Source organism: Ruegeria sp. BF12 (assembly GCF_056538705.1).
Window position 1 is genome coordinate 26,091 of the sequence record NZ_JBQFTP010000004.1, and the last position, 20,769, is coordinate 46,859.

General features: G+C 58.6%; 16 protein-coding genes. 8 read left to right on the forward strand and 8 right to left on the reverse strand.

The genetic code is table 11. From position 1 onward, the window contains the following. Positions 1-81 precede the first annotated feature (81 nt). Genes ACR0J0_RS08475 through ACR0J0_RS08495 form a run of 5 tightly spaced genes read right to left on the reverse strand, consistent with a single transcriptional unit; the run spans position 82 to position 7,300 of the window. Complete coding sequence (locus ACR0J0_RS08475; protein WP_480662950.1) at positions 82-1,437, reverse strand: CoA transferase; 1,356 nt, start codon at positions 1,435-1,437, stop codon at positions 82-84. Beyond that, the gene (locus ACR0J0_RS08480) at positions 1,434-2,588 is read right to left on the reverse strand and encodes an ABC transporter permease (RefSeq protein WP_480662952.1); all 1,155 of its coding nucleotides are present in this window, start codon (positions 2,586-2,588) and stop codon (positions 1,434-1,436) included. Before ACR0J0_RS08480 ends, ACR0J0_RS08475 begins: the two co-directional genes overlap by 4 nt. Then, positions 2,585-3,613 carry an ABC transporter permease gene (locus tag ACR0J0_RS08485; protein ID WP_480662954.1) on the reverse strand — a complete coding sequence of 343 codons (1,029 nt, stop codon included), beginning with the start codon at positions 3,611-3,613 and terminating at the stop codon, positions 2,585-2,587. The genes ACR0J0_RS08480 and ACR0J0_RS08485 overlap by 4 nt, the downstream gene beginning before the upstream one ends. A 14-nt stretch (positions 3,614-3,627) precedes the next feature. Then, positions 3,628-5,535, reverse strand: coding sequence for an ABC transporter substrate-binding protein (locus ACR0J0_RS08490; protein WP_480662955.1), 1,908 nt, complete (start codon positions 5,533-5,535; stop codon positions 3,628-3,630). After that, the gene (locus ACR0J0_RS08495; RefSeq protein ID WP_480662957.1) at positions 5,528-7,300 is read right to left on the reverse strand and encodes an ABC transporter ATP-binding protein; all 1,773 of its coding nucleotides are present in this window, start codon (positions 7,298-7,300) and stop codon (positions 5,528-5,530) included. Before ACR0J0_RS08495 ends, ACR0J0_RS08490 begins: the two co-directional genes overlap by 8 nt. A gap of 233 nt (positions 7,301-7,533) precedes the next feature. Between ACR0J0_RS08495 and ACR0J0_RS08500 the strand changes: the two genes are divergently transcribed. The 7 genes from ACR0J0_RS08500 to ACR0J0_RS08530 all read left to right on the forward strand — a co-directional run bounded on the left by ACR0J0_RS08500 (position 7,534) and on the right by ACR0J0_RS08530 (position 15,510). Further along, positions 7,534-8,031, forward strand: coding sequence for a class I SAM-dependent methyltransferase (locus ACR0J0_RS08500; RefSeq protein ID WP_480662959.1), 498 nt, complete (start codon positions 7,534-7,536; stop codon positions 8,029-8,031). Between the two features lie 17 nt (positions 8,032-8,048). Then, positions 8,049-8,678: a glutathione S-transferase family protein gene (locus tag ACR0J0_RS08505; RefSeq protein WP_480662961.1), complete on the forward strand. Its 630-nt coding sequence runs from the start codon at positions 8,049-8,051 to the stop codon at positions 8,676-8,678. A gap of 113 nt (positions 8,679-8,791) precedes the next feature. Then, entirely contained in the window at positions 8,792-11,194 is a 2,403-nt protein-coding gene (locus ACR0J0_RS08510; protein WP_480662963.1) for a GcvT family protein, read from the forward strand. A 2-nt stretch (positions 11,195-11,196) separates the two neighbouring features. Next, a complete protein-coding gene (locus ACR0J0_RS08515) occupies positions 11,197-12,747 on the forward strand; it encodes a trimethylamine methyltransferase family protein (RefSeq protein ID WP_480662965.1) in 1,551 nt (516 codons plus the stop codon). Further along, on the forward strand, positions 12,748-13,419 hold the full coding sequence (locus ACR0J0_RS08520; protein WP_480662967.1) for a TetR/AcrR family transcriptional regulator: 672 nt from the start codon (positions 12,748-12,750) through the stop codon (positions 13,417-13,419). Next, on the forward strand, positions 13,419-14,723 hold the full coding sequence (locus ACR0J0_RS08525; RefSeq protein ID WP_480662969.1) for an NAD(P)/FAD-dependent oxidoreductase: 1,305 nt from the start codon (positions 13,419-13,421) through the stop codon (positions 14,721-14,723). Before ACR0J0_RS08520 ends, ACR0J0_RS08525 begins: the two co-directional genes overlap by 1 nt. A 55-nt stretch (positions 14,724-14,778) precedes the next feature. Beyond that, positions 14,779-15,510, forward strand: coding sequence for a hypothetical protein (locus tag ACR0J0_RS08530; RefSeq protein ID WP_480662971.1), 732 nt, complete (start codon positions 14,779-14,781; stop codon positions 15,508-15,510). Positions 15,511-15,524: 14 nt separating this feature from the next. Here the strand turns inward: ACR0J0_RS08530 and ACR0J0_RS08535 are convergent, their stop codons facing one another. Then, the gene (locus tag ACR0J0_RS08535; protein WP_480663395.1) at positions 15,525-15,884 is read right to left on the reverse strand and encodes a DUF3307 domain-containing protein; all 360 of its coding nucleotides are present in this window, start codon (positions 15,882-15,884) and stop codon (positions 15,525-15,527) included. Between the two features lie 244 nt (positions 15,885-16,128). On the opposite strand from ACR0J0_RS08535, the gene ACR0J0_RS08540 reads away from it, so the two are divergent. Continuing rightward, positions 16,129-19,125, forward strand: a complete 2,997-nt coding sequence (locus ACR0J0_RS08540; protein WP_480663397.1) for a cyclic nucleotide-binding domain-containing protein — start codon at positions 16,129-16,131, stop codon at positions 19,123-19,125. Positions 19,126-19,128: 3 nt separating this feature from the next. On the opposite strand, the gene ACR0J0_RS08545 is transcribed toward ACR0J0_RS08540, so the two are convergent. Together ACR0J0_RS08545 and ACR0J0_RS08550 are read right to left on the reverse strand one after the other, a co-directional pair. Further along, positions 19,129-19,470, reverse strand: a complete 342-nt coding sequence (locus ACR0J0_RS08545) for an ArsR/SmtB family transcription factor (RefSeq protein ID WP_480662973.1) — start codon at positions 19,468-19,470, stop codon at positions 19,129-19,131. 58 nt (positions 19,471-19,528) lie between these two features. Then, positions 19,529-20,761 carry a mandelate racemase/muconate lactonizing enzyme family protein gene (locus tag ACR0J0_RS08550; protein ID WP_480662975.1) on the reverse strand — a complete coding sequence of 411 codons (1,233 nt, stop codon included), beginning with the start codon at positions 20,759-20,761 and terminating at the stop codon, positions 19,529-19,531. Positions 20,762-20,769 lie beyond the last annotated feature (8 nt).

Below are 20,769 nucleotides of genomic sequence, written 5' to 3' on the forward strand. Positions count from 1 at the left end.
TCCCGCCCCTTTGAGCTGCGTCTCTGACGAGACGCCGCCCAAAGCGTTGGGCCGGGCCGCGCGTTCCGCGCGGCGGTCGGTTCAGGTGGTCATCGAGGACCAGACCGCAGATGACGTGCCAAGCTTTGACGCAGGCAGGTCCCAGGACATGTTAGCAGTTCCGACGGTGAGCGCCGGTTTCAGGCGGTGACCGGGTCCCCATCCAGACGCCTCGGGCGTTGTGGCGTAGTCGGATGGCGCGGCGTTTGTGATGGGTTCTTCCTTGTCGGACTTGCTAAGAACGGCCAATAATTCGGCCGTACGAGCCAGTGAGAGCTGCCCCGACATGATCGGGTTTCCAGAGGCTGCCTCAGCCATGGCCGACAGCGTAGCGGCGGCCATCAGATACCCCGTTGCATGATCCAGCGCCTGGACCGGTAACGGCGTGGGCTTGTCGGCATTGGCCCAGTCACGGCCAGCATCTGCGATACCGGCACTCATTTGAACGAGACTGTCGAACCCGCGCCGTGTCGACCAAGGTCCTTGCCACCCATAAGCGTTGAGAGTGACCTCAACCCGGTTTGGTGCAAGCTCATCCCGCTTGGCCTTTGTCAAACCCAACGCATCCAAAGCGCCAGGGCGATAGCCATGGACGAAAACATCCGCCTGAGACAGCAGATCCTGAAGTTTCTCGAGGCCCGAAGGAGATTTCAGATCGAGATAAGCGCAGGTTTTGCCTAATGAGATATCCGGAATGACCCCGGGCTCGTCCCATCCGGGTGGGTCGACGCGCAGAACTTCGGCCCCAAATCCGGCCAATGTGCGGGTCGACACCGGCCCTGCCAGAACGCGGGTGAGGTCGAGAACCCGCAAGCCTGCCAATGGGCGTTTGGCGGTGGCCTCGGGCCGGTCACGTAGAGTGATCTGACGCGGGCTCTGCCAGCCGATCAACGGATCGCGGGAAACGGCCCGCCCCTGAGGATGGTCCAACCACTCAGCTCGGCTGCGCATGGCCGCAGCTACGCCGCCCTCGGCGACGATTGCGGCTTCGAGTTCGCTTGCGGACCACGTCCGCAGCGCCTTGGATACAGCGGTGCGATCCGCCTCGACCCCTAGCACCTTGAGCGCAGCCGCGCGGTGGCGGGGCAGGTTGGTGTGCAATCTGATCCACCCGTTCGAGACCTGATAATCGCCAGCAACGGCGTCCCAGAGGCTGGGCATCTCCCAACCATCGGGTTTGAATGAAAACCCGTACCAGAGCGAGGCCAACCGGTGGTCGACGGTGATCTGGGGTGCGTCGGGGGCAAGGTTTAATGCGGTCACAAGTCGTGCCAGTTCCTGACCTACCGCGCCGAAACTGGCGGTCGCAAGCTCGGAAACAGCATAGACGCTGGGTCGAGCTCCCGTGCCGATCGTGCGATAGCTGTCCGATGCGGGAAGGGCCGAAAGCAGGGTCATTGCTGATACGGGTCCAGACTGTCGCGCAACCCGTCGCCGAGGAAGTTGAAGGCCAGCACGACGATGATGATCGGCAACATCGGGATCGCCGTCCACGGATAGATCTCGATCGAAGCGAGGTTCTGCGCGTCGTTCAACATCACGCCCCAGCTGACCGCTGGCGCCCGTAGCCCGAGGCCAAGGAAACTGAGTGCGGTTTCCCCAAGGATCATTGCGGGTATCGACAGCGTCGCCGAAGCGATCAGGTGCGACATGAAGTTGGGCAACAGGTGTTTGCGGATCACCCGACCAGAGCTGGCTCCCATCATTTCAGCGGCGCGGACGTACTCCTCTTCCCGCAGGGACAGAAATTTTGCGCGTACGGAACGGGCAAGACCCGGCCAGTCAAGAATCCCGAGGATGATCGAGATGATGAAGAACACCGCGACCGGGCTCCAGTTCGACGGGACCGCAGCGGACAACGCCAGCCAGAGCGGCAGTTCTGGCAGAGAGCGCAGGATTTCGATCACGCGGTTGATGACCCAGTCGATCTTGCCGCCGAAGTACCCGGCAATCGAGCCGAACAGAATGCCGAGGAAGAAGGAAACCGAAATCCCGATCAGGCCGACGGTTAGGGATAGCTGCGCGCCGTAGAGGATCCGGCTGAACACGTCACGGCCCAGTCGATCCGACCCCCAGAGGAACAGCGTTGCGCCTTCAGGTGCGCAGAACAAGTGGGTGTCAGACCTAATCAGACCCGCCAGCTTATACTCTGCGCCTTCGCAGAAAAACCGGATTGGGCGTGGGTCTTCGGTGTCCGGAACGAATTTCCACTGAAAGGTTTCCAGGTCAGCTTCGGCCACAATCGGATAGACATGGGGGCCGAAGAATTTGCCATCGTGGAACCAGTTGACGCTTTGGGGCGGAGCATACAGATGCTCACCGTTCCGTTCATTCGGACCGTAGGGTGCGATGAAACCTGCGAAGGGAAGCATCAGATAACAGAACAGAAGGAAGATGCCTGAGATCAGGCCCAGCTTGTGCGTCCGGAACTTGCGCCAGACCAGCACCCAGTTCGGTGCGTCCAGATCGGCACGCTCCAATTGTTGAAGGGATGCATCCGGGTCAAATGGGGCGTCGTCAACAAAGCGACCGTCGGGATGTTTGGTCATGCTTCGCGCCCCTCATACCGAATACGCGGGTCGAGCATGACCAGCAGGATGTCAGAAATCATCGTGCCGATCAGGGTCAGCAGGGCCACGAACATCAAAATGAAGGCAGACAGGAACTGGTCCTGTGTTTTCAGGGCAGTCAGCAGGGTCGGGCCGATGGTCTGCAGGCCCAGAACGACCGACACCAGAACCGACCCCGACACCATCGACGGCAGCAGGTTGCCGATATCGGCCACAAAGGGGTTGAACGCCACGCGTAGCGGGTACTTTGTCAGCATCCGCGACGGGGACATCCCTTTGGCGATTGCTGTCTCGACGTAAGGTTTACCCAACTCATCCAGCATGTTCGCACGCAAGCGCTGCATCATGGCCGAAGCGCCGGATGTACCTATGACAAAGGTTGGCACGATCAGGTGGACGAGAATAGATTTCATCTTTTCCCAGCTCATCGGCTGGCCTTCGAAGGACGGATCCATCAGACCGCCGATGGGCAGGTTGAAATAGCGGTGACCGTAATAGAACAGGATCAGCGCCAGCAGAAAGTTTGGTGTCGCAAGGCCGAGGTAACCGACGAAGGCCGAGGTATAGTCGATCCACGTCCGCGAACGCGCTGCGGCGATGACACCTAGGGGCAGGGCCACAGCGTAGACGAACAGGATAGCGGCCAAGTTGACCACGACGGTCAGCCACAGCGTATCGCCAACGATTTCGGCCACGGGTCGGTCGAATTCAAAGGACCAACCATAGTTGCCTTGCAACAGACCTTCGAAGCCGTGTGGTCCCGGCCAGAAGCCCACCCAGATCAGGTATTGTTCCCATATCGGGCGGTCCAGCGCATATTCTGCCCGCAGGAATTCGGCCTTCGCCACACCGGCCGACTGGCCCGACGCCTGCAATTCGGCGATCTGGTTGCTCAGATAATCACCGGGTGGAAGGTTGATGATCACGAAGATCAGCACCGACACCACCAGCAAAGTCAGAAGCATCGTAAAAAAGCGATACACCGCATAGCGCAGCATGACCATTTAGCTGCTCCTGCTTAGTCGGCGAAAAAGAATTCGTCGGGACGGTGAATGCCGAAATGCGCGCCGGGCTCCCACGCCCACATGGCTTGTTCCGGGACATTGCGCAGACGGTTGGAGACTACGATTGGCTGCGGTGCGCCGTTCAGAATGCCAATGGCATAAAGCTGATCGGCGTGAATGTTCAACATCTCGGTCCAAATTGCCTTGCGCTCGTCGTCTGTTGTCGCGACTTCCCAATCATGCGCCAGCTGCATCAAGCGCTCGGCTTCCGGCATGTCGGGGGCTTCTCCGACGTCGCCACTGGTCTGATAGTATTGTCCCCATTTTGGCCAGGCCAGAAACACCTGATCCGTCGGCGCCAGATAGGCCGGGGACGTGTGCGGCTGCGGAATGCCGTCATCCCAGCCGAACCAGACAGAAGCCATTGTGTTCCCCGCGAAGACACGGTTGCGCAGGATATCACGGTCCAACGGCCGCATGACAAGGTCCACGCCGATCTCGCGCCACGTATCGGTAACGATCTGCAAGGCGTTTTCGACCTCTTGCCGTTCACCGGCGGTTTCCACAATCAGTTCCATCGGGCGACCGTCCGGCAGCAGGCGAATGCCGTTCTTGTTGCGCTCGGTCAGGCCTGCTTCATCCAGCAGCGCGTTGGCCATTTTGATATCGTACTGCGCCCAGGCCTGCGCATTTTCCTCGCTGTAAAACGGTGACGCCGGCAAAACAGACATCGCGCCGGGTTGGGCCAGCTTGAAATAGAGCGCCTGGTTGATCGTCTTGCGGTCGATGGCCAGGGAAAGCGCGCGGCGTACGCGGACATCGCGCAGAACCTCGCGCCAACCGTCATCGGCAAAATTCAGGTTCGGATAGATCGCGATTTGGGATGCAACGCCGGTTTTCCACAGCAAGGTCTTGTAGTTTCCGCCTGCCTCGCCCTTTTTCAGGATCGAAGCGTCACGGAACGCCAGTCCACGTCCCTGCAGATCGGTTTCACCTGCGTTGGCTTTTGCCGCGACCAGACCAGGGGCGACGATCTCCATCTCGACCACGTCGATATAAGGCAACTGAATACCATTGGAGTCGATCCGGTGGTAGTACGGGTTGCGCACGAAATTGTGGCGGATTTTCTTGCCCGAGCTGGCATTCAGCCACGGCTGCAGCGTCGGTAATTCGTGGTTGTCGAACTTGTACAGGTTATCCAGTTTGTTGTGCAGCGCGGCCCAGCTTTTGACGCGGGCGTCCTCGACCTGAAAGGCCAGTTCATCGGCATCCGCGAAGTCTTTGTGATACTGTTTCAGAAAGGCCGCCGGGCGGTAGATGAACGGCGGTCGGGCCTGCGCCAGAGATTGCAGAAAGTCCGGGTTTGGATCTTCCCACTCATAAACAACGGTGGTTTCGTCCGGGAATGTTACGGTGGGCGTTTTGCCTTCGACGATCAGAAAATCAGGCGGGCCCGAGGGGCTGAGCAATTCGTTGTTTGCGACGTTCTCCCACCAATAGCGGAAATCTTCCGATGTGAAGGGCGATCCATCGGACCACTTGTGGCCTTCGCGCAGATGCAGGGTGAATTTGCGGTTGTTCTCGTTTTCGAACGAGTCCAGCAGGTCGGGTACGATCTCATAGTCTTCGTTAAACCCAACCAGCCGCGAGTATCCGTATACAACCATCTGCCTGATGTCTTTCGACCGGGTCACCATGGTTCGCAGGGTGCCACCCGGCGTTCCGAATTCACGCCCCTTGGCGGCCAAGTCTACGACCAACGGTTCAACAGGCAGGCGTTCCGCAACCGGGGGCAGGTTTCCGGCATTTACCTCAGTTGCCCAGAATTCGCTTTCCTGCGGCGTTGGTGTTTCTGCATTTGCGGGCAGCATCCAGGCGGCCATTGCGGCGGCCAGGAACATGGGGCGAGTGGTCTTAAACATGGCATCGTACCTTATGGCCGGGCTCCATCTCTACCAGTGAAGGTACCACGGAGTCGGTAAATCGGAAGGCGTCATCCCAACTGTCTGGTGAACCTGCGCCCAAAGCAACCAGTTTCAGGTCGATGGGCCGGTTGATGTCGGGTTCCGGCTGAGCGGCAATCAGCGCCTTGGTGTAGGGGTGGCGGGGGTTATAGAACAGCGTTTCCGGCGGGGCCTGTTCGACGACAAGCCCACGCCGCATCACGGCAACTTCGTCCGCAATGCGCGCCACGACCGCGAGGTCGTGCGAGATAAACAGATAGGACAGGTTCAACCTGTCCTGCAGATTTTCCAGCAATGTCAGGATCTGTTCCTGAACCGATACATCCAGCGCCGAGGTCGGCTCGTCACAGACAATCAATTGCGGGTCCAGCATCATCGCACGCGCAATCGACAGACGCTGACGCTGCCCGCCGGAAAAGGCGTGGGGATAGCGCTTGAGCATGTCCGCATTCAGCCCGACGCGCCGCAACATCTCGATTGCTTTGTCTCGTTGCTCGGCAACGGAACCTATTGAGTGAATCTCCAACGGTTCGGTCAGGGCGTCCTGAATACGCATTCGCGGGCTGAGCGAGCTGTACGGGTCCTGAAACACCATCTGTGCCTTGCGCTGAAAGGCGGTGCGCTGGGCGCGGCTCATGTGATGGACGGTAATCGGATCTTCGCTGGGTGAGGTGCGAAACAGCACTTCACCGCCCGGATCAGGCATTTCAGCACCAAGGGCGATGCGCGCGGCCGTCGTTTTGCCCGATCCGCTTTCGCCGACGATCGCCAGCGTCTTTCCACGCGCCAGTTTCAGATCCACTCCTCTGCAGGCATGGATCAGTTTGTCGCCCTGCCAGCCTCTGCTGGACCGCATGGTGTAGGTCTTTGAAACCCCCTTCATCTCCAAAATGAGGTCTTCGTCCGGCATTGGCAGTCCGACCGATTCCTCATCGGGGATTGCCGGGGCCGCATTGAAAAGCTGTTGTGTATAGGGGTGGGCGGGGGCGCTCAGGATCGGCGCGGCCGCCCCGGATTCCATGACACGGCCCTTGTGCATGACGACAACCTGCTCGGCCATGTTGGCAACAACACCAAGGTCGTGCGTCACAAGAATAAGGGCCATTCCTGTCTCGCGCTGCAACTCCTTGATTAGACCCAGCACCTGCGCCTGTGTCGTTACGTCCAAAGCGGTTGTCGGCTCATCCGCGATCAGCAATTCCGGCTTGGACACCATCGCCATCGCGATCATGGCGCGCTGACGCATGCCGCCGGACATCTCGAAGGGATAAGAATCATAGGCGCGCTGAGGATCGGGAAAGCCTACGCGTTCGAACTGGGTCAGGACTTCTTTGCGGGCCTGTGCCTCGGATGCGCCGCGGTGTAACCACAACACTTCACTGACCTGATTGCCGATCTTGTGCAGAGGGGACAACGAGCGCATGGGCTCCTGAAAGATCATCGAAACGCGGTTGCCGCGAATATCGCGCATCTGGCGTTCGCTGATCTTGGTCAGATCTTCGAAGCCCTTCGAATCGTTCAGAGTAATCGTTCCGCTACGAATCTGTGCCGCACGCGGCAGGATGCGTAATGCGGCCCGGCATGAGATGGTTTTTCCTGATCCGGATTCACCGACCAAAGCAAGCGTTTGCCCGGCCTCGACGTCAAAGCTGACACCTTTAACAACCGAGTCGCCAGCACCAAAACCAATGCTGAGGTCTCTGACGGACAACAACGCAGTCATGCGGGTTTTCCACCCGTTCGTCCGTAGGTCGGCATCGGCGTTTTCAACTCCCTGTGTTTTTTGTCGCAGTTTCGCGCGGTTGGGGCGGTCTAGTCAAACCCGTTCTTGGGCCGAATTGTCGCGAAAATGTGAAACTCAGGCCAAATTACCTACACAAATCCTTGAAGATTTGTCATCACGTGCGGTGTCGGCCCCAATATTTAAGCTGACAGATATCAAGGAGAGATTTCCCCGTGCCAGACAAGCAAAGCCGCCTGGATCTGTTCATCGACCGCATGGTGTCCCAACGGGCCTGTCTGGATTTCGCCATTGCCCAGACAAAAGGAATGCCCGGACCGGTGTTCGAACTGGGGCTGGGCAATGGACGCACGTACCACCACATGGCGCAGTATATTGACGACCGTCCGGTCTACGTGTTCGAGCGTGCAGTGGCGTCTCATCCGGATTCCACACCGCCCGAGGACAAGGTGATATTGGGGGATGTGCGCGAAACGCTACCGGCTTCGCTGGACCGTTTCGGAGCGACCGCCACTCTGATTCACGCGGACCTTGGCGGCCATGACCGAAAAAAGAACGATGACTTCGCTCGCTTCGTCTCACCGCTGATCGAGCCGCTTTTGGCCGAGGGCGGTTTGATGGTGTCCAGCGACCGGATGTATTTCGACACTTTGACCGAGCTTCCCTTGCCTGACGGGGCTGTGGAAGGGCGCTGTTTCATCTATCGTCGCTAACCGACCAGGAAATCCCGATGCTGTTTTACGATTGCTCCACCGCCCCCAATCCGCGCCGGGCACGCATGTTCATTGCGGAAAAGGGTCTTGAGATCGAAACCCGCGAAATCTCGATCAGCAAGGGTGAGCAACTCAGCGACGAATTTCGCGCCGTCAACCCGAATGCGACAGTCCCGGTCCTGATGACGGACGAGGGCACCATGCTGACCGAGAACCTTGGGATTGCGGCTTATCTTGAGGCCCGCTTCCCCGAGCCGCCTTTGATGGGGCGTACACCCGACGAAAAAGGGCAGGTTCTGATGTGGAACAGCATTGTCGAACAACAAGGCGGCGCGCCTGTGGCCGAGACCTTGCGCAACACGCATCCCGCCTTTGCTGACAGGGCGATTCCCGGTCCGGTGAATCATGCCCAAATTCCGGAATTGGCGCAGCGCGGGTCCGCACGCGTTGGTCATTTCTTCTCTATGCTCGAAAACAGGCTGGCCGAAAGCCCCTATGTCGCGGGCTCTGATTTCACTTTGGCGGACATTTCTACATTTGTCTTCGTGGACTTTGCCCGCGTGATTAAGATGCGGATTCCACAGGAAAACGCGGCCACTCTGGCGTGGTTTGAAAAGGTCGCTTCCCGCCCCAGCGCGCAACTCTGATCGCGGCCTTTTTGATGTCGCATTTTTTGTACGCATAGAACTGTACAGAAATGTCTAGACAGAAGTGAACAGTGCGTCTAGCGTCCTGTGCGAGTCATGCAGGGGAGCGCAGGATGAAGTCTCAGTATCGCGTAGTGGTCATCGGGGGCGGCGTCGTGGGCGCCTCGGTTCTTTATCACCTGGCCAAGTTTGGCTGGTCGGATGTGGTTATGTTGGAGCGGCGGCGTTTGGCGTCGGGATCATCATGGCACGCGGCTGGCGGTATTCATGCGTTGAACGCTGACCCGAACATGGCGTCACTGCAGGCCTACACGATCGACCTGCTCAGCGAGATCGAAAAGGAATCCGGCCAAAATATCGGTTTGCACATGACTGGTGGCTTGACGCTGGCCGGCACGCCGGAACGGTGGGAATGGCTGCAGGCCAATTATCGCATCTTCCAGTCCATCGGGATCGACGACTGTGAACTGCTGACCCCTGAAGAGGCACAGAGACGCTGCCCGATCATGTCGACCGATGGCGTGCTGGGCGCGATGTGGGCCGATCGTGAGGGCTACATCGACACAACCGGCACCGTGCAGGCCTACGCAACGGCCGCCAAGAAGCGCGGCGCTGAGTATTATGAGGAAACCAAAGTCGAGGAACTGATCCAGACTGATGATGGCTGGCAGGTTGTCACCGACAAAGGCACGATCACTTGCGAGCATGTGGTTAACGCTGCGGGCCTTTGGGCCAAGCAGGTTGGGCGTATGGCTGGCGTCGAACTACCGGTTTCGCCACTCAAGCACCACTATTTGATCACAGACGCGGTGCCCGAGGTCGCAGCGGCAGATTTCGAGATGCCGATGACCGTCGACCTCGAAGGGTTCACCTATATGCGGCAGGACCAGAAAGGTGTTCTGGTCGGCATCTATGAGGTCGATCACGAACACTGGGCCATGGACGGCGCGCCGTGGAATTATGGTGAGGAGCTGTTTCAGGAACAGCTCGACCGGATCGAAAATGAACTGACGCTGGGCTTTGAACGCTATCCGTCGATCCAGAATGTCGGGATCAAGACATGGGTCAACGGCGCGTTCACCTTTTCTCCGGATGGGAACCCTCTGGTCGGTCCGGTGCCGGGCAAGCGCGGTTATTGGTCGGCCTGTGCGGTGATGGCCGGGTTCCTGCAAGGGGGCGGCGTTGGCAAAACGCTGGCCGAATGGATGATCCATGGCGAGCCCGAAGCCGACGCTTGGCCGATGGACGTTGCGCGCTATGGCAACTTCGCGCAAAACAAGCGCTACATCCGCGAAACCACAGGCCAGTTCTACTCGCGCCGTTTCGTGATGACTTATCCGAACGAACAACTGCCCGCAGGCCGCCCATTGAAAATGGCCCCGGCGCATGATGCGATGACCGAGGCGGGCTGCAAATGGGGCGTCAGCTGGGATTTGGAAGTCCCGCTCTACTTCGCGCCGAAAGGGTTTGAAGAGACCCCGACGCTGAAACGCTCGAACGCGCATGACATCGTGGCCGAGGAATGCAGGGTGATACGTGAAGGCGCTGGTCTGCTGGATATCTCAGGCTTTTCGCGGTTCGAGGTTTCTGGCCCCAACGCCGAAATCTGGCTGGACAAGGTCATGGCGTCGAAACTGCCCGCGCCGGGGCGGGCGAAACTGGCCCCCATGCTGGGTGAAAACGGACGCCTCAAGGGAGACCTGACCGTTCTGAATTGGGGCGATGGCACCTGGTGGATCATGGGCAGCTACTACCTGCGCGCCTGGCATATACGGTGGTTCGATGATCACATGATCGATGGCGTCAACGTCCGCGATCTGGGCGAGGAATACTGCGGGTTCGCCGTTGTCGGACCGAAATCGCAGGCCGTGGTCGAGAAACTGGCAGAGCAGGACATTTCGGGCCTCAAATTCATGGGCTGCGGTGATTTCGACATTGGCTTGGTCCGCGCGCGTGTCGCCCGGATGTCCGTCACGGGCGAGAAGGGATACGAGATCAACTGCCGCTATGGCGACCACATCAAACTGCGCCGGATGCTGCTGGAGGCGGGTGCTGATGAGGGTATTCGTGAGTGCGGTTTCAACGCGATGCTCTCGACCCGGCTTGAGAAGAGTTTTGGCATCTGGTCGGCGGAATTCACGCAGCTTTATACGCCGGGCATGACCGGGATGGATCGCTGGATCGACTGGGACAAGGACTTTGTCGGCAAAGAGGCTGCAGTCGCCGAGCGTGATGGAAATGGCCCGGCGCAGGTCCAGGTCACGCTTGAGGTGGACGCCGTCGATGCAGACGCCAGCGGATATGAACCTGTGTGGTCGGGTGAGGATCGCGTCGGCTTTGTGACTTCTGGCGGGTATGGCCACTACACCGGAAAATCTCTGGCAATGGCGCTGGTCAATCGCGACAAGGCCGAGCCGGGGACGGAACTCTCGGTCCATGTGGTCGGTGTCGAACGTACTGCGCGGGTGATTGCACCGTCGCCCTATGACCCGCAGGGCAAGGCGATGAGGGGCTGAGCATGATCGGGCAGACATCCGAACGCGGGCGACGACGGCGCGGGCGAAGTGCCGAAGCTTCCCCCACACCCGGTCGAGACGTGAATTATCGCCAGTTGCGCAATCCCTTTCCTCAGATGGAGGTTTTCCCGGCTGACCAGATCGCGGACATGCATGAAACAGCACTGCGTACCTTGCAGGAGTTGGGGGTCAAATGTCTGCTACCCGAGGCGCGCCGCATCTTCGAGAAAGCGGGCGCGCGTGTGGATGAAGACACCGAGATGGTCTTTATCGGGCGCGATCTAGTCGAGGCCGCCGTTGCCTCGGCCCCCAAGTCGATTGCTTGCCACGCCGGAGCGCGCCGCCGCGACTTTACCTTGGAACTGGGCAGCCTTGTTTTCCAGCCGGGGGCAGGGGCACCGAACGCAACAGATCTGGAACGGGGGCGCCGCCCGGCGACCGGCCAAGACTATCTGGAGTTTCTGAAACTCACTCATCACTTCGACGTCTTTCAGATGATCTCGCCCCAGGTCGAGCCGCAGGATGTGCCGACCCACCTGCGTCACTACTTCACGACGCAGGCGCAGATGGAGTTGACGGACAAGTTCCCGTTCTTCTTCTCGCGCGGGACACCGCAAGTGATGGATTGTTTTGAAATGCTCTCGATCGCGCGCGGTCTCTCGGACGATGAGTTTCAGTCGGGCGCGCATTGCTACACGATCATAAACACAAACAGCCCGCGCACGCTGGATATCCCGATGGCGCAGGGACTGATTGATTTCGCGCGGAATGGTCAGATGTCGATCATCACGCCCTTCACTTTGATGGGCGCAATGGCTCCGATCACGGTGGCGGGTGCAATCACACTCTCACATGCCGAGGCACTGGCGGCACTGACGTTGACCCAACTGGCCAAGCCGGGTGCGCCGGTCTGCTATGGCACGTTCACCAGCAATGTGGACATGAAATCAGGCGCGCCTGCTTTTGGCACCCCATCGCACTTCCAGGCCTCGCTAGCGGCGGGGCAATTGGCGCGGCACTTGGGCCTGCCTTGGCGTTCGGCGGCGGGGTCGGCCTCGAACATCAACGATGTGCAGGCTGCCAACGAAAACCAGTTCGGTCTTTGGGGCTGTCTCATGGCCGGGGCGACGGTGATCATCCACTCGGCTGGCTGGCTGGAGGGCGGTCTCACCGTCTCATTCGAAAAGATGATCTGCGATGCCGAGGTTCTGAACATGGTAGCCGAGCTTTGCGCCGGGGCGCAGGCAGGAACCGCTGAAATCGGGTTCGACACAGCGCTAAGCGAGGTTGGACCCAGCGGGCATTTCTTTGCGTCCAGCCAGACGATGGAGCGGTATAACACAGAGTTCTACCAGCCCCACGTGCACGACTATGCCAATTTCGGAACCTGGACCGAACGCGGGTCGGTGGATGCCAATCATCGCGCGACGGGGGTTTGGAAAGGTATTCTGAATGACTTTAAGGCTCCGCCAAGCGACAGCGATCGCATGGGCGCCTTGCAGGAGTTCATTGCCCGTCGCACCGCTGACGGCGGCGCACCGCCGGAGAGTTGAATGAGCACCAAACCTATCCTGCACCGGGATGACCCCGAAGCCGAGCCCTTGGTCGGCAACATCAAGGTCACGCGTGACGATTGGCTGAACGTGGCTATGGATGTGCTGATCTCGGACGGCGTGGACCAGATCAAGGTGCTCAACCTCGCAGAACGGATGGCTGTGTCGCGGTCGTCTTTCTACTGGTACTTCAAATCCCGGCAAGAGTTGCTGGATGCCTTGCTGGCGCGCTGGCAGGCCACCAATACGGCAGCGTTGGTCGCACAGGCCGAGGCTCCGGCAGACACCATCACGGCGGCGGTTTGCAATGTGCATCGCTGCGTGGTGAACACTTCGTTGTTCGATACTGCACTAGATTTTGCCGTGCGCGACTGGGCGCGCAAGTCTGGCAAGGTGCGGCGCGCGCTGGATCAATCTGATGCGCGCAGGCTTGAGGCGCTGCATGCCATGTTCGCGCGCTATGGCTATTCCGAGTACGAGGCCGAAACCCGCGCGCGCGTGCTGTACTACATGCAGATCGGCTACGATCTGGCGCAGTTGAATGAACCGATGGAGACGCGGATCGCTATGGTTCCGCATTACCTTTTCGTTTTCACCGGGGTTGAGCCCAGGCCCGAAGAAGTCGAAGAATTCAGCGCGTATTCAATGCGCTATTGGAAAGGAGCACCTTAATGAGCCAACCTGACGCAATCATCATCGGAACCGGTGTGATCGGCGCAGCCATCGCCTTTGAAATGGCAAAAGCGGGCTGGAAAACCTTGTCGCTGGACCGCAACAGCCAGGTTGGCCACGGCTCGACTGCCGGGTCCTGTGCGATCATTCGGATGCATTATTCGACATTTGATGGAACGGCCTTTGCGTGGGAGGGTTACCACTATTGGCGCGATTGGGCCGAATATCTGGGCCTGCCGGAAGATGCCAACCTGGCGCAGTTCCGAGAAACCGGCTGCCTGGTGATGAAGACCGAGGCGAACGGCCTGCTGGAAAAGCACATGAAAAACAGTGCCGATCTGGATTGCCCGTTCGAGGAGTGGTCGGTCGACAAAGTCAGTGAGCGATTGCCGATCTACTCGCAGGACAGTTTCGCGCCTGCACGTCGCATGGATGATCCGGAGTTTGGGCAACCGAACGGACGCAAGATGCAGGGCGGTGTATTCTGGCCGCAGGCCGGCTATGTCACCGATCCGGCGCTGTCCGCGCAGAACCTGATGGATGCAGCCAAGCAGCACGGGGCAGAGGTGCGCACCAGCGCCGAGGTGGCCGAAATCCTGACCGATGACGGCCGGGTCTCAGGTGTGAAGCTGGCCTCGGGTGAGGAAATCCGCGCAAAGGTTGTGGTGAACGTCGCTGGCCCTGGTTCCGCCATCATCAATAAAATGGCCGGTGTTCTGGACGACATGACAATCGAGACCCGTCCTCTGCGACAGGAAGTGGTGCACGTTCCCGCGCCCGAAGGGTTCGATTTTGAAAACGACGGCACGATCGTCTCGGACAGCGATATTGCCTGCTACTGCCGCCCCGAACACGGCAACCATATTCTGGTGGGTTCGGAAGATCCGGAATGTGACCCGCATCAATGGTGCGAGGATGACGTGCACTACAACCACGACTTCTCGGATCAGTGGACCACACAGGCCATGCGTTATGCCCAGCGTGTGCCAAGCCTTGGCATCCCATCCAAAACACGTGGGGTCGTTGATCTGTATGACGCGTCGACCGACTGGATCCCGATCTATGACAAATCCAGCCTTCCGGGGTTCTACATGGCCTGCGGCACCAGCGGGAACCAGTACAAGAATGCTCCGATCGCGGGCAAGATGATGACGGCCCTGATCGAGTACTGCGAAGGCGGCGCGGACCACGATGCGCAACCGTTGCAATACGAACTGCCCTATATCGGGCGGTCGATTGATGTTGGGTTTTATTCTCGCAAGCGCCCCATCAACGAGGAAAGCAGTTTTTCCGTTCTGGGCTAGTCTGCGTGCCAAATCGCTCTAACCTCCTGGGGACTGTAAATAGGCAGGACCCAGGATGACCGAGCCAAAAAATCGAGTTCTGATACTTGGAAGCGCCCCGTCCGCTCTGGCCGCGCGTGACTGGGCGCGAGAACCCTTTACCCACGTCGTTGCCATCAATAATGCCTGGCGTATTCGGCAAGATTGGGACGTTCTTATCCACCCCGAAGATTTTCCAACAGGCCACCGCCCAGTTGAAACACGATGTGGCCAGAGGATTGTCGAGGCCGACGAATACGTTCCTTTGCAAAACCAATTCGGTGGATTTGTGTACGCTGGCGGCACCATGGCTTTTACTGCAGGGTATTGGGCGCTGTCCGCGCTTCAGCCCGCCGTGTTGGCCTTTTTCGGCTGCGACATGATCTATCCAAGTTCCGGCCAAACTCATTTCTACGGCCACGGTTCAGCCGATCCTTTGCGGGACGACATTACCTTGCGGTCGCTTGAGGCGAAATCCGCCCGGTTGGCGTTGTTCGGCGCTGCGCAAAACTGCCACGTGGTCCGGTTGTCTCAGGGCGATAGCCGTCTGGTGTACCCGTCTGTCACGCCAGAGAACCTTGTGCCCGCTGAGCTGCCGCCGACCAAAGGCATGCGCGATGTATTGCAGGCCGAAGAGGCGTTGAATTACCTAGTTCCTTCTGGCCGGTACTGGGAAGTGGCGCACAAGTTTGACGCTGCGAAGATCGATCAATTGGACAAGCAATGGCTTGCCGCGTATTGCCCGGTGGCTTTGAAAAATGTCGCGTGATTTTGGGTCGCGGCTCAGGCGGCGAATTTAACCCAAGCCCAAACCATGGCGATATATGTCAGGTTGTGCAGGCACTGATCCAGACCGGCGGCCCGCCAGAAAGCGGCCTGAGTTGGTATTAATTGCTTCTTGTCCGAATAGCTGGCTTTGGCAAAATCGATATTGAAATGTACGATCCATTCCAGCGCGGCAATGATCAAAATAAACGACCAAGGTGCGCTAAAGATCATGAACACGATCACCGACCCGATAACGTGTACGCCAGCATGCTGAGCACGGCCTGCGTGCAAGTACTCACCGCGACCGGACAACATTTTAGGAGTCTGGAGGAAAAAGTCCGCAAACATATGTTTGATCTGCAATAAGCAGAGCATCAATAATACTGCGCCTATGCTGGCAGTCAAAATAGTCCTCCCGATATCGTCCCAATCCAAACTCTAGGCACTAAATTGTAGTAGCGCAAATGAACTTGTTCACACTCGGCGATTATCTGATCAAATTCGAAACTATTTGCGTCTCTTATCCGGATTGCGGTAAATTCAGGGTGTTGGATTTGCGACACTTTCGTCAAGATCGGATCGGTGATCCATAGCAGGGGCAGATTCCATAGAACGTTCAATTTTCCGATTCATTTGGAAGTATTCAAAACGCGACCAGCTGATCCTGTTGGCCGTGACCTCAACGCTGTTTCCTCTGCTCTACCTGACGCTGGAATTACCCAAACGCATCATCAACGATGCGATCGGTGCCACAAGTTCAATTGTGGATGTCTGGGGTTACGACCTGCCGCAGACCACGTTTCTGATCATTCTGTGCGTGGCCTTTCTGGTGGCTGTTTTGGCGCATGGATTGATGAAGATGCGCATCAACACCATGAAAGGTGTGCTGAGCGAGCGGATGCTGCGCCGGTTCCGGTATCAGCTCATCAGCCGAGCGTTGCGTTTTCCGCAGCCTTATTTCGAACGGGTCAGCCAGGGCGAACTTGTGTCGATGGTCACCGCCGAAAGCGAGCCGATGGGCGGGCTGATGGGCGATGCGATCAGCCAGCCAGTATTGCAGGCCGGGCAGATGATCACGATTTTGTCTTTCCTGTTTTTGCAGAGTGTCTGGTTCGGTCTGGCGGCGGTTGCATTGATCCCGCTGCAGGCCTGGCTGATTCCGAAACTGCAACGGCAGATCAACCTGCTGAACAAGAAGCGCATTCAGGAAGTGCGGGTTTTGGCGGCTCAGATCGGTGAGAATGCGGCGGGTGCGTCCACGTTGCGTACGAATGGCGGGTGGCGATATCGCCGCGCAATGATTTCGGATCAGTTGGGCCGTTTGTTCGGTATCCGGTTCGAGATCTATCAGAAAAAGTTCTTTATGAAGTTCCTGAACAACTTCATCTCGCAGCTGACGCCGTTCATGTTTTATCTGGTGGGCGGTCTTCTGGTCCTTCAGGGGTCGGTTTCGCTGGGTGCGCTGGTCGCGGCGTTGGCCGCGTACAAAGACCTGAGTTCGCCGTGGAAGGAGTTGCTGACTTACTACAACCAGACGCAGGACATGGGCTTGCGCTGGGAAGTGGTGACCGAGCGGTTTGCCCCTGCCGGAATGCAGGATGAAAAACTGTTCGAAGGCGAGCCGGAAGATAAGCCCCGGCTGAACGGTGACATTGTTCTGGACCATGTCTCGGTGCGCGATATGGACGGCAATCAGGTGTTGGATGATCTGGATCTGACTTTTCCGGGTGGAAAGACCGTCGGGATCGCCGCCCCGAGCGAGGAAGACCGTCGCGCCGTTGCCGAGTTGCTGACCCGGGAAATCCTGCCCAGCGCTGGCCGGGTCCGGATCGGAGACGCAAACTTGGCAAACCTGCACCAAGGCGTTGTCGCTGCGCGTATCGGATACGCCTCGTCTCGGCCTGTGATGTTTCAGGGCACGCTGGGTGACAACGTAATGATGCCGATGCGCTTCAAGCCGCTGACTAGCGAAACGGACGATCCCGATTTTGCCGAGACGCTGAGGGCAGGAAACAGTTCTGATCCCTTCAAGGCGGATTGGCTGGACCCGTCGACCGCCGGGTTGGAAAGTGCAGTCGCGGTTCGGGACTGGTGGCTGAAGCTGATCGACGGAAAAGGCTCTGGGATGGCGTTGTTCCAGCGCGGCGCCGAGCAGGCGTTCGACAGTGCAGAACACCCGGAACTGGCGCACAAGTTGGTCGAACTGCGCCCATTGGTTCAACAGGCCGTCAAAAAGGCGGGTTTGGATCAGCAAGCGTTTGTCTTTGAACGCAACACCTACAACCCCGCTTTGCCGGTTGCCGAGAACCTGTTGTTTGCCACGCCCAAAGTGCCCGTGACGCAGGAACTCTTGGCGCGCCAGACCGTTTTTCTGGGTCAGCTCCGCGAGTTTGGGCTGGATGAGACACTGATCAGCCTGACCCGCGACGTGATTGAGATGTTGCGTCAGATTTTTGGTCTGGATGGCACCGACCATCCGCTGTTCCGTAAGCTTGGACTTGAAGCGCAGACCTATGAGGCCGCCGTCGAACTCGTCGAGAAAACCCGGAACGAAGGAGTCTCGGGTCTCAACGATGAACAACTGGCCAACCTGCTGGCTGTCCCGTTCGTGATTTCGGCTGAACAGATTGGTCCGGCTTTCACGGGCGATCTCAAAGACCGCATCCTCGAACTACGGCACAGCCATTCCGAAAAACTGCTTGAACGGTTACTGGATGTCTTTGTGCCACTGGATGAGACGAAGTTCGCGCCCGGACTGACCGTTCTGGAAAACGCACTTTTCGGAAAGGTCAGCAAGATCGGCGGTGCGCGGTCAGACGAGGTGCGCAAGCTGATTGTCGACGTTCTGAACGAGAACGGAGCCCGTCCGCTGGTGGTCGAGCTGATCTTCGACGTCCCGGTCGCACTTGGGGGCCAGAACCTGCCGGCGGTGTTTGCCGAACCACTGTCTTTTACGCGCGCGACGATCAAGAAACCGGACATCCTGATCCTCGAGGATGCGCTGGCAAGCTACGATATGAAATCCAAGGTGGCCGTGTACAAAAACCTGCGCGCCCTGTTGCCGGACACGACCGTGATCTACCTGAATGACCAGTTCGAAACCCCGGATGTATTCGACATGTATGTCGAAATCAGGCAAGGTCGTGTGGTCTCGGACGAAGGGCCTGCGGACGTGGAAGAAGATAGTGCCGCCTCAGCCGATCTCGCGCGCAAGCTGCGCGCGCTGGAGCAGACCCCGCTGTTTTCCGGTCTGGACCGTCGACAGCTGCGCCTGCTGGCATTTGGTGCGCGCTGGTTCGATGCGCAACTGGGCGAAGTGGTCTTCCTGAAAGACGACCAGCCGACCGATGGTGCCTATGTCGTGCTGGAGGGGGAAGCCGGGCTTTATCTTCCGCAGCCCGATGGTGAGGATCAGTTGATTGCCACAGTCGGGTCCGGTGCCCTGGTCGGTGAGTTGGGTTTGATCCGCAAGGAACCCCGCGCCCTGAGCATGATCGCCGAAACGGAACTGTCCTGTCTGCGCATCGGAGAGGAAGAGTTCCTGGCCGTTGTCGAAAACGACGCCGCAACGGCGTTCAAGCTATTGCAGGTGATTGCGGGTTACGTGTCGAATTAGGGGTTATTCCCCGTCCGGTTTGCAAAACATTTCATACAGGACCGCGATGACCTGCGCCGCGCCGTTGTTGCTCAGCGAGTAGTAGATGGATTTTCCGTCCCGGCGCGTCGTAACAATCTTCTCGGCGCGCAAACGAGCAAGCATCTGGCTGACTGCGGCCTGGCGAATCCGCAGCAGGGCCTCCAGCTCACTGACTGACTTTTCTCCGTCGGCCAGATGACACAGGATCATTAGCCGCCCCTCATGCGCGAAGTTTTTCAGAAACGCAGACGCCCGGGCAGCGCTAGCCTGCAAATCTGACAGCGCCTTTTCTGTTTGCCGGGTTTCGTCGTCTTTAAGTGTCACACGTGACCTGTCCAACATCTTGTGGTTGGGTCAATGTGCCTCAAGAACCCCTCGGTTGTCACCCCTCGGTTGCCGGTGCGCCCCCTTGAAAGGCATTTCCGTCAACATAGTCACACGGTTCTTCCTGCATTTGCAGGTGCAGTTCGTTGCCTGTGTATGGGTGAGCGCGGGCAAGGTCTTCGTTCACCTCAATGCCAAGTCCGGGTGCAGCGGGGGCCAAGACGAACCCGCTTTCGACACGCAATGAACTGTTGATGAGTTGATCGTGAAATGGTGTTTCGATGGTCTCAAGCAGCAAAAGGTTGGGGATGGACGCGGCGAGATGGATATTCGCGGCCCATTCAACCGGACCAGCATACAGGTGCGGTGCCATCTGGGCATTGAAAATCTCGGCCATGGCGGCAACCTTTTTCATTTCCCAGATGCCGCCTGCGCGACCCAGCGCAGGTTGAAGAATTTCGGCTGCCCCTGCGCGCAAAACGGCACCAAATTCAGCTTTGGTTGTCATACGTTCACCAGTTGCGACCGGAATTCGAACGTTACGTGCGACGCGGGCCATGTCCTCGATCATGTCCGGCGGTGTGGGCTCTTCGAACCACAGTGGCGAGTAGGGTTCCAGCGCCTGACCCAGACGGATGGCTCCAGCGGTGTTGAATTGCCCGTGGGTTCCGAACAGCAAATCCGCTTTGTCCCCGACGGCCTCGCGGATGGCTTTGCAGAACGCCACGGACATCGAGATATCGGACATCGCTGGCATGTGCCCGCCTCGCACCGTGTAGGGGCCTGCCGGGTCGAATTTGACTGCAGTGAAGCCGCGGCGCACCATTTCTGCGGCGCATTCTCCGGCTTGCTCAGGCGATGTCCAGAAGTCATTCAGATTATGCTGGGGCAGCGGGTAGAGGTACGTGTAGGCCCGAATGCGTTCGTTCATCAGCCCCCCCAACAGGGCATAGACCGGGCGGTCACGGTCTTTGCCCAGAATGTCCCAGCAGGCGATTTCCAACCCGGAAAATGCGCCCATGACCGTCAGATCGGGACGCTGGGTAAAGCCGCTGGAATAGGCACGCCGGAACATCAGCTCGATATTCTCGGGATTCTCGCCCAGCATGTGACGTTCGAAAACGTCCCGGATTACATGGCGCATGGCTTCGGGCCCGACAGAGGACGCATAACATTCGCCCCAGCCGGAGATCCCTGTATCGGTCGTGACTTTGACCAGTATCCAATACCGCCCGCCCCACCCGGGCGCAGGCGGGGCTGTGACGATGATATCGAGGTCTTGCAGCTTCATCAGATTTT

Bases quoted from the DNA above. Each gene is read 5' to 3' on its own strand.
- ACR0J0_RS08475 (WP_480662950.1), bottom strand. From the start codon at position 1,437: ATGACCCTGCTTTCGGCCCTTCCCGCATCGGACAGCTATCGCACGATC.
- ACR0J0_RS08480 (WP_480662952.1), bottom strand. From the start codon at position 2,588: ATGACCAAACATCCCGACGGTCGCTTTGTTGACGACGCCCCATTTGAC.
- ACR0J0_RS08485 (WP_480662954.1), bottom strand. From the start codon at position 3,613: ATGGTCATGCTGCGCTATGCGGTGTATCGCTTTTTTACGATGCTTCTG.
- ACR0J0_RS08490 (WP_480662955.1), bottom strand. From the start codon at position 5,535: ATGTTTAAGACCACTCGCCCCATGTTCCTGGCCGCCGCAATGGCCGCC.
- ACR0J0_RS08495 (WP_480662957.1), bottom strand. From the start codon at position 7,300: ATGACTGCGTTGTTGTCCGTCAGAGACCTCAGCATTGGTTTTGGTGCT.
- ACR0J0_RS08505 (WP_480662961.1), top strand. From the start codon at position 8,049: ATGCTGTTTTACGATTGCTCCACCGCCCCCAATCCGCGCCGGGCACGC.
- ACR0J0_RS08510 (WP_480662963.1), top strand. From the start codon at position 8,792: ATGAAGTCTCAGTATCGCGTAGTGGTCATCGGGGGCGGCGTCGTGGGC.
- ACR0J0_RS08515 (WP_480662965.1), top strand. From the start codon at position 11,197: ATGATCGGGCAGACATCCGAACGCGGGCGACGACGGCGCGGGCGAAGT.
- ACR0J0_RS08520 (WP_480662967.1), top strand. From the start codon at position 12,748: ATGAGCACCAAACCTATCCTGCACCGGGATGACCCCGAAGCCGAGCCC.
- ACR0J0_RS08525 (WP_480662969.1), top strand. From the start codon at position 13,419: ATGAGCCAACCTGACGCAATCATCATCGGAACCGGTGTGATCGGCGCA.
- ACR0J0_RS08530 (WP_480662971.1), top strand. From the start codon at position 14,779: ATGACCGAGCCAAAAAATCGAGTTCTGATACTTGGAAGCGCCCCGTCC.
- ACR0J0_RS08535 (WP_480663395.1), bottom strand. From the start codon at position 15,884: ATGCTCTGCTTATTGCAGATCAAACATATGTTTGCGGACTTTTTCCTC.
- ACR0J0_RS08550 (WP_480662975.1), bottom strand. From the start codon at position 20,761: ATGAAGCTGCAAGACCTCGATATCATCGTCACAGCCCCGCCTGCGCCC.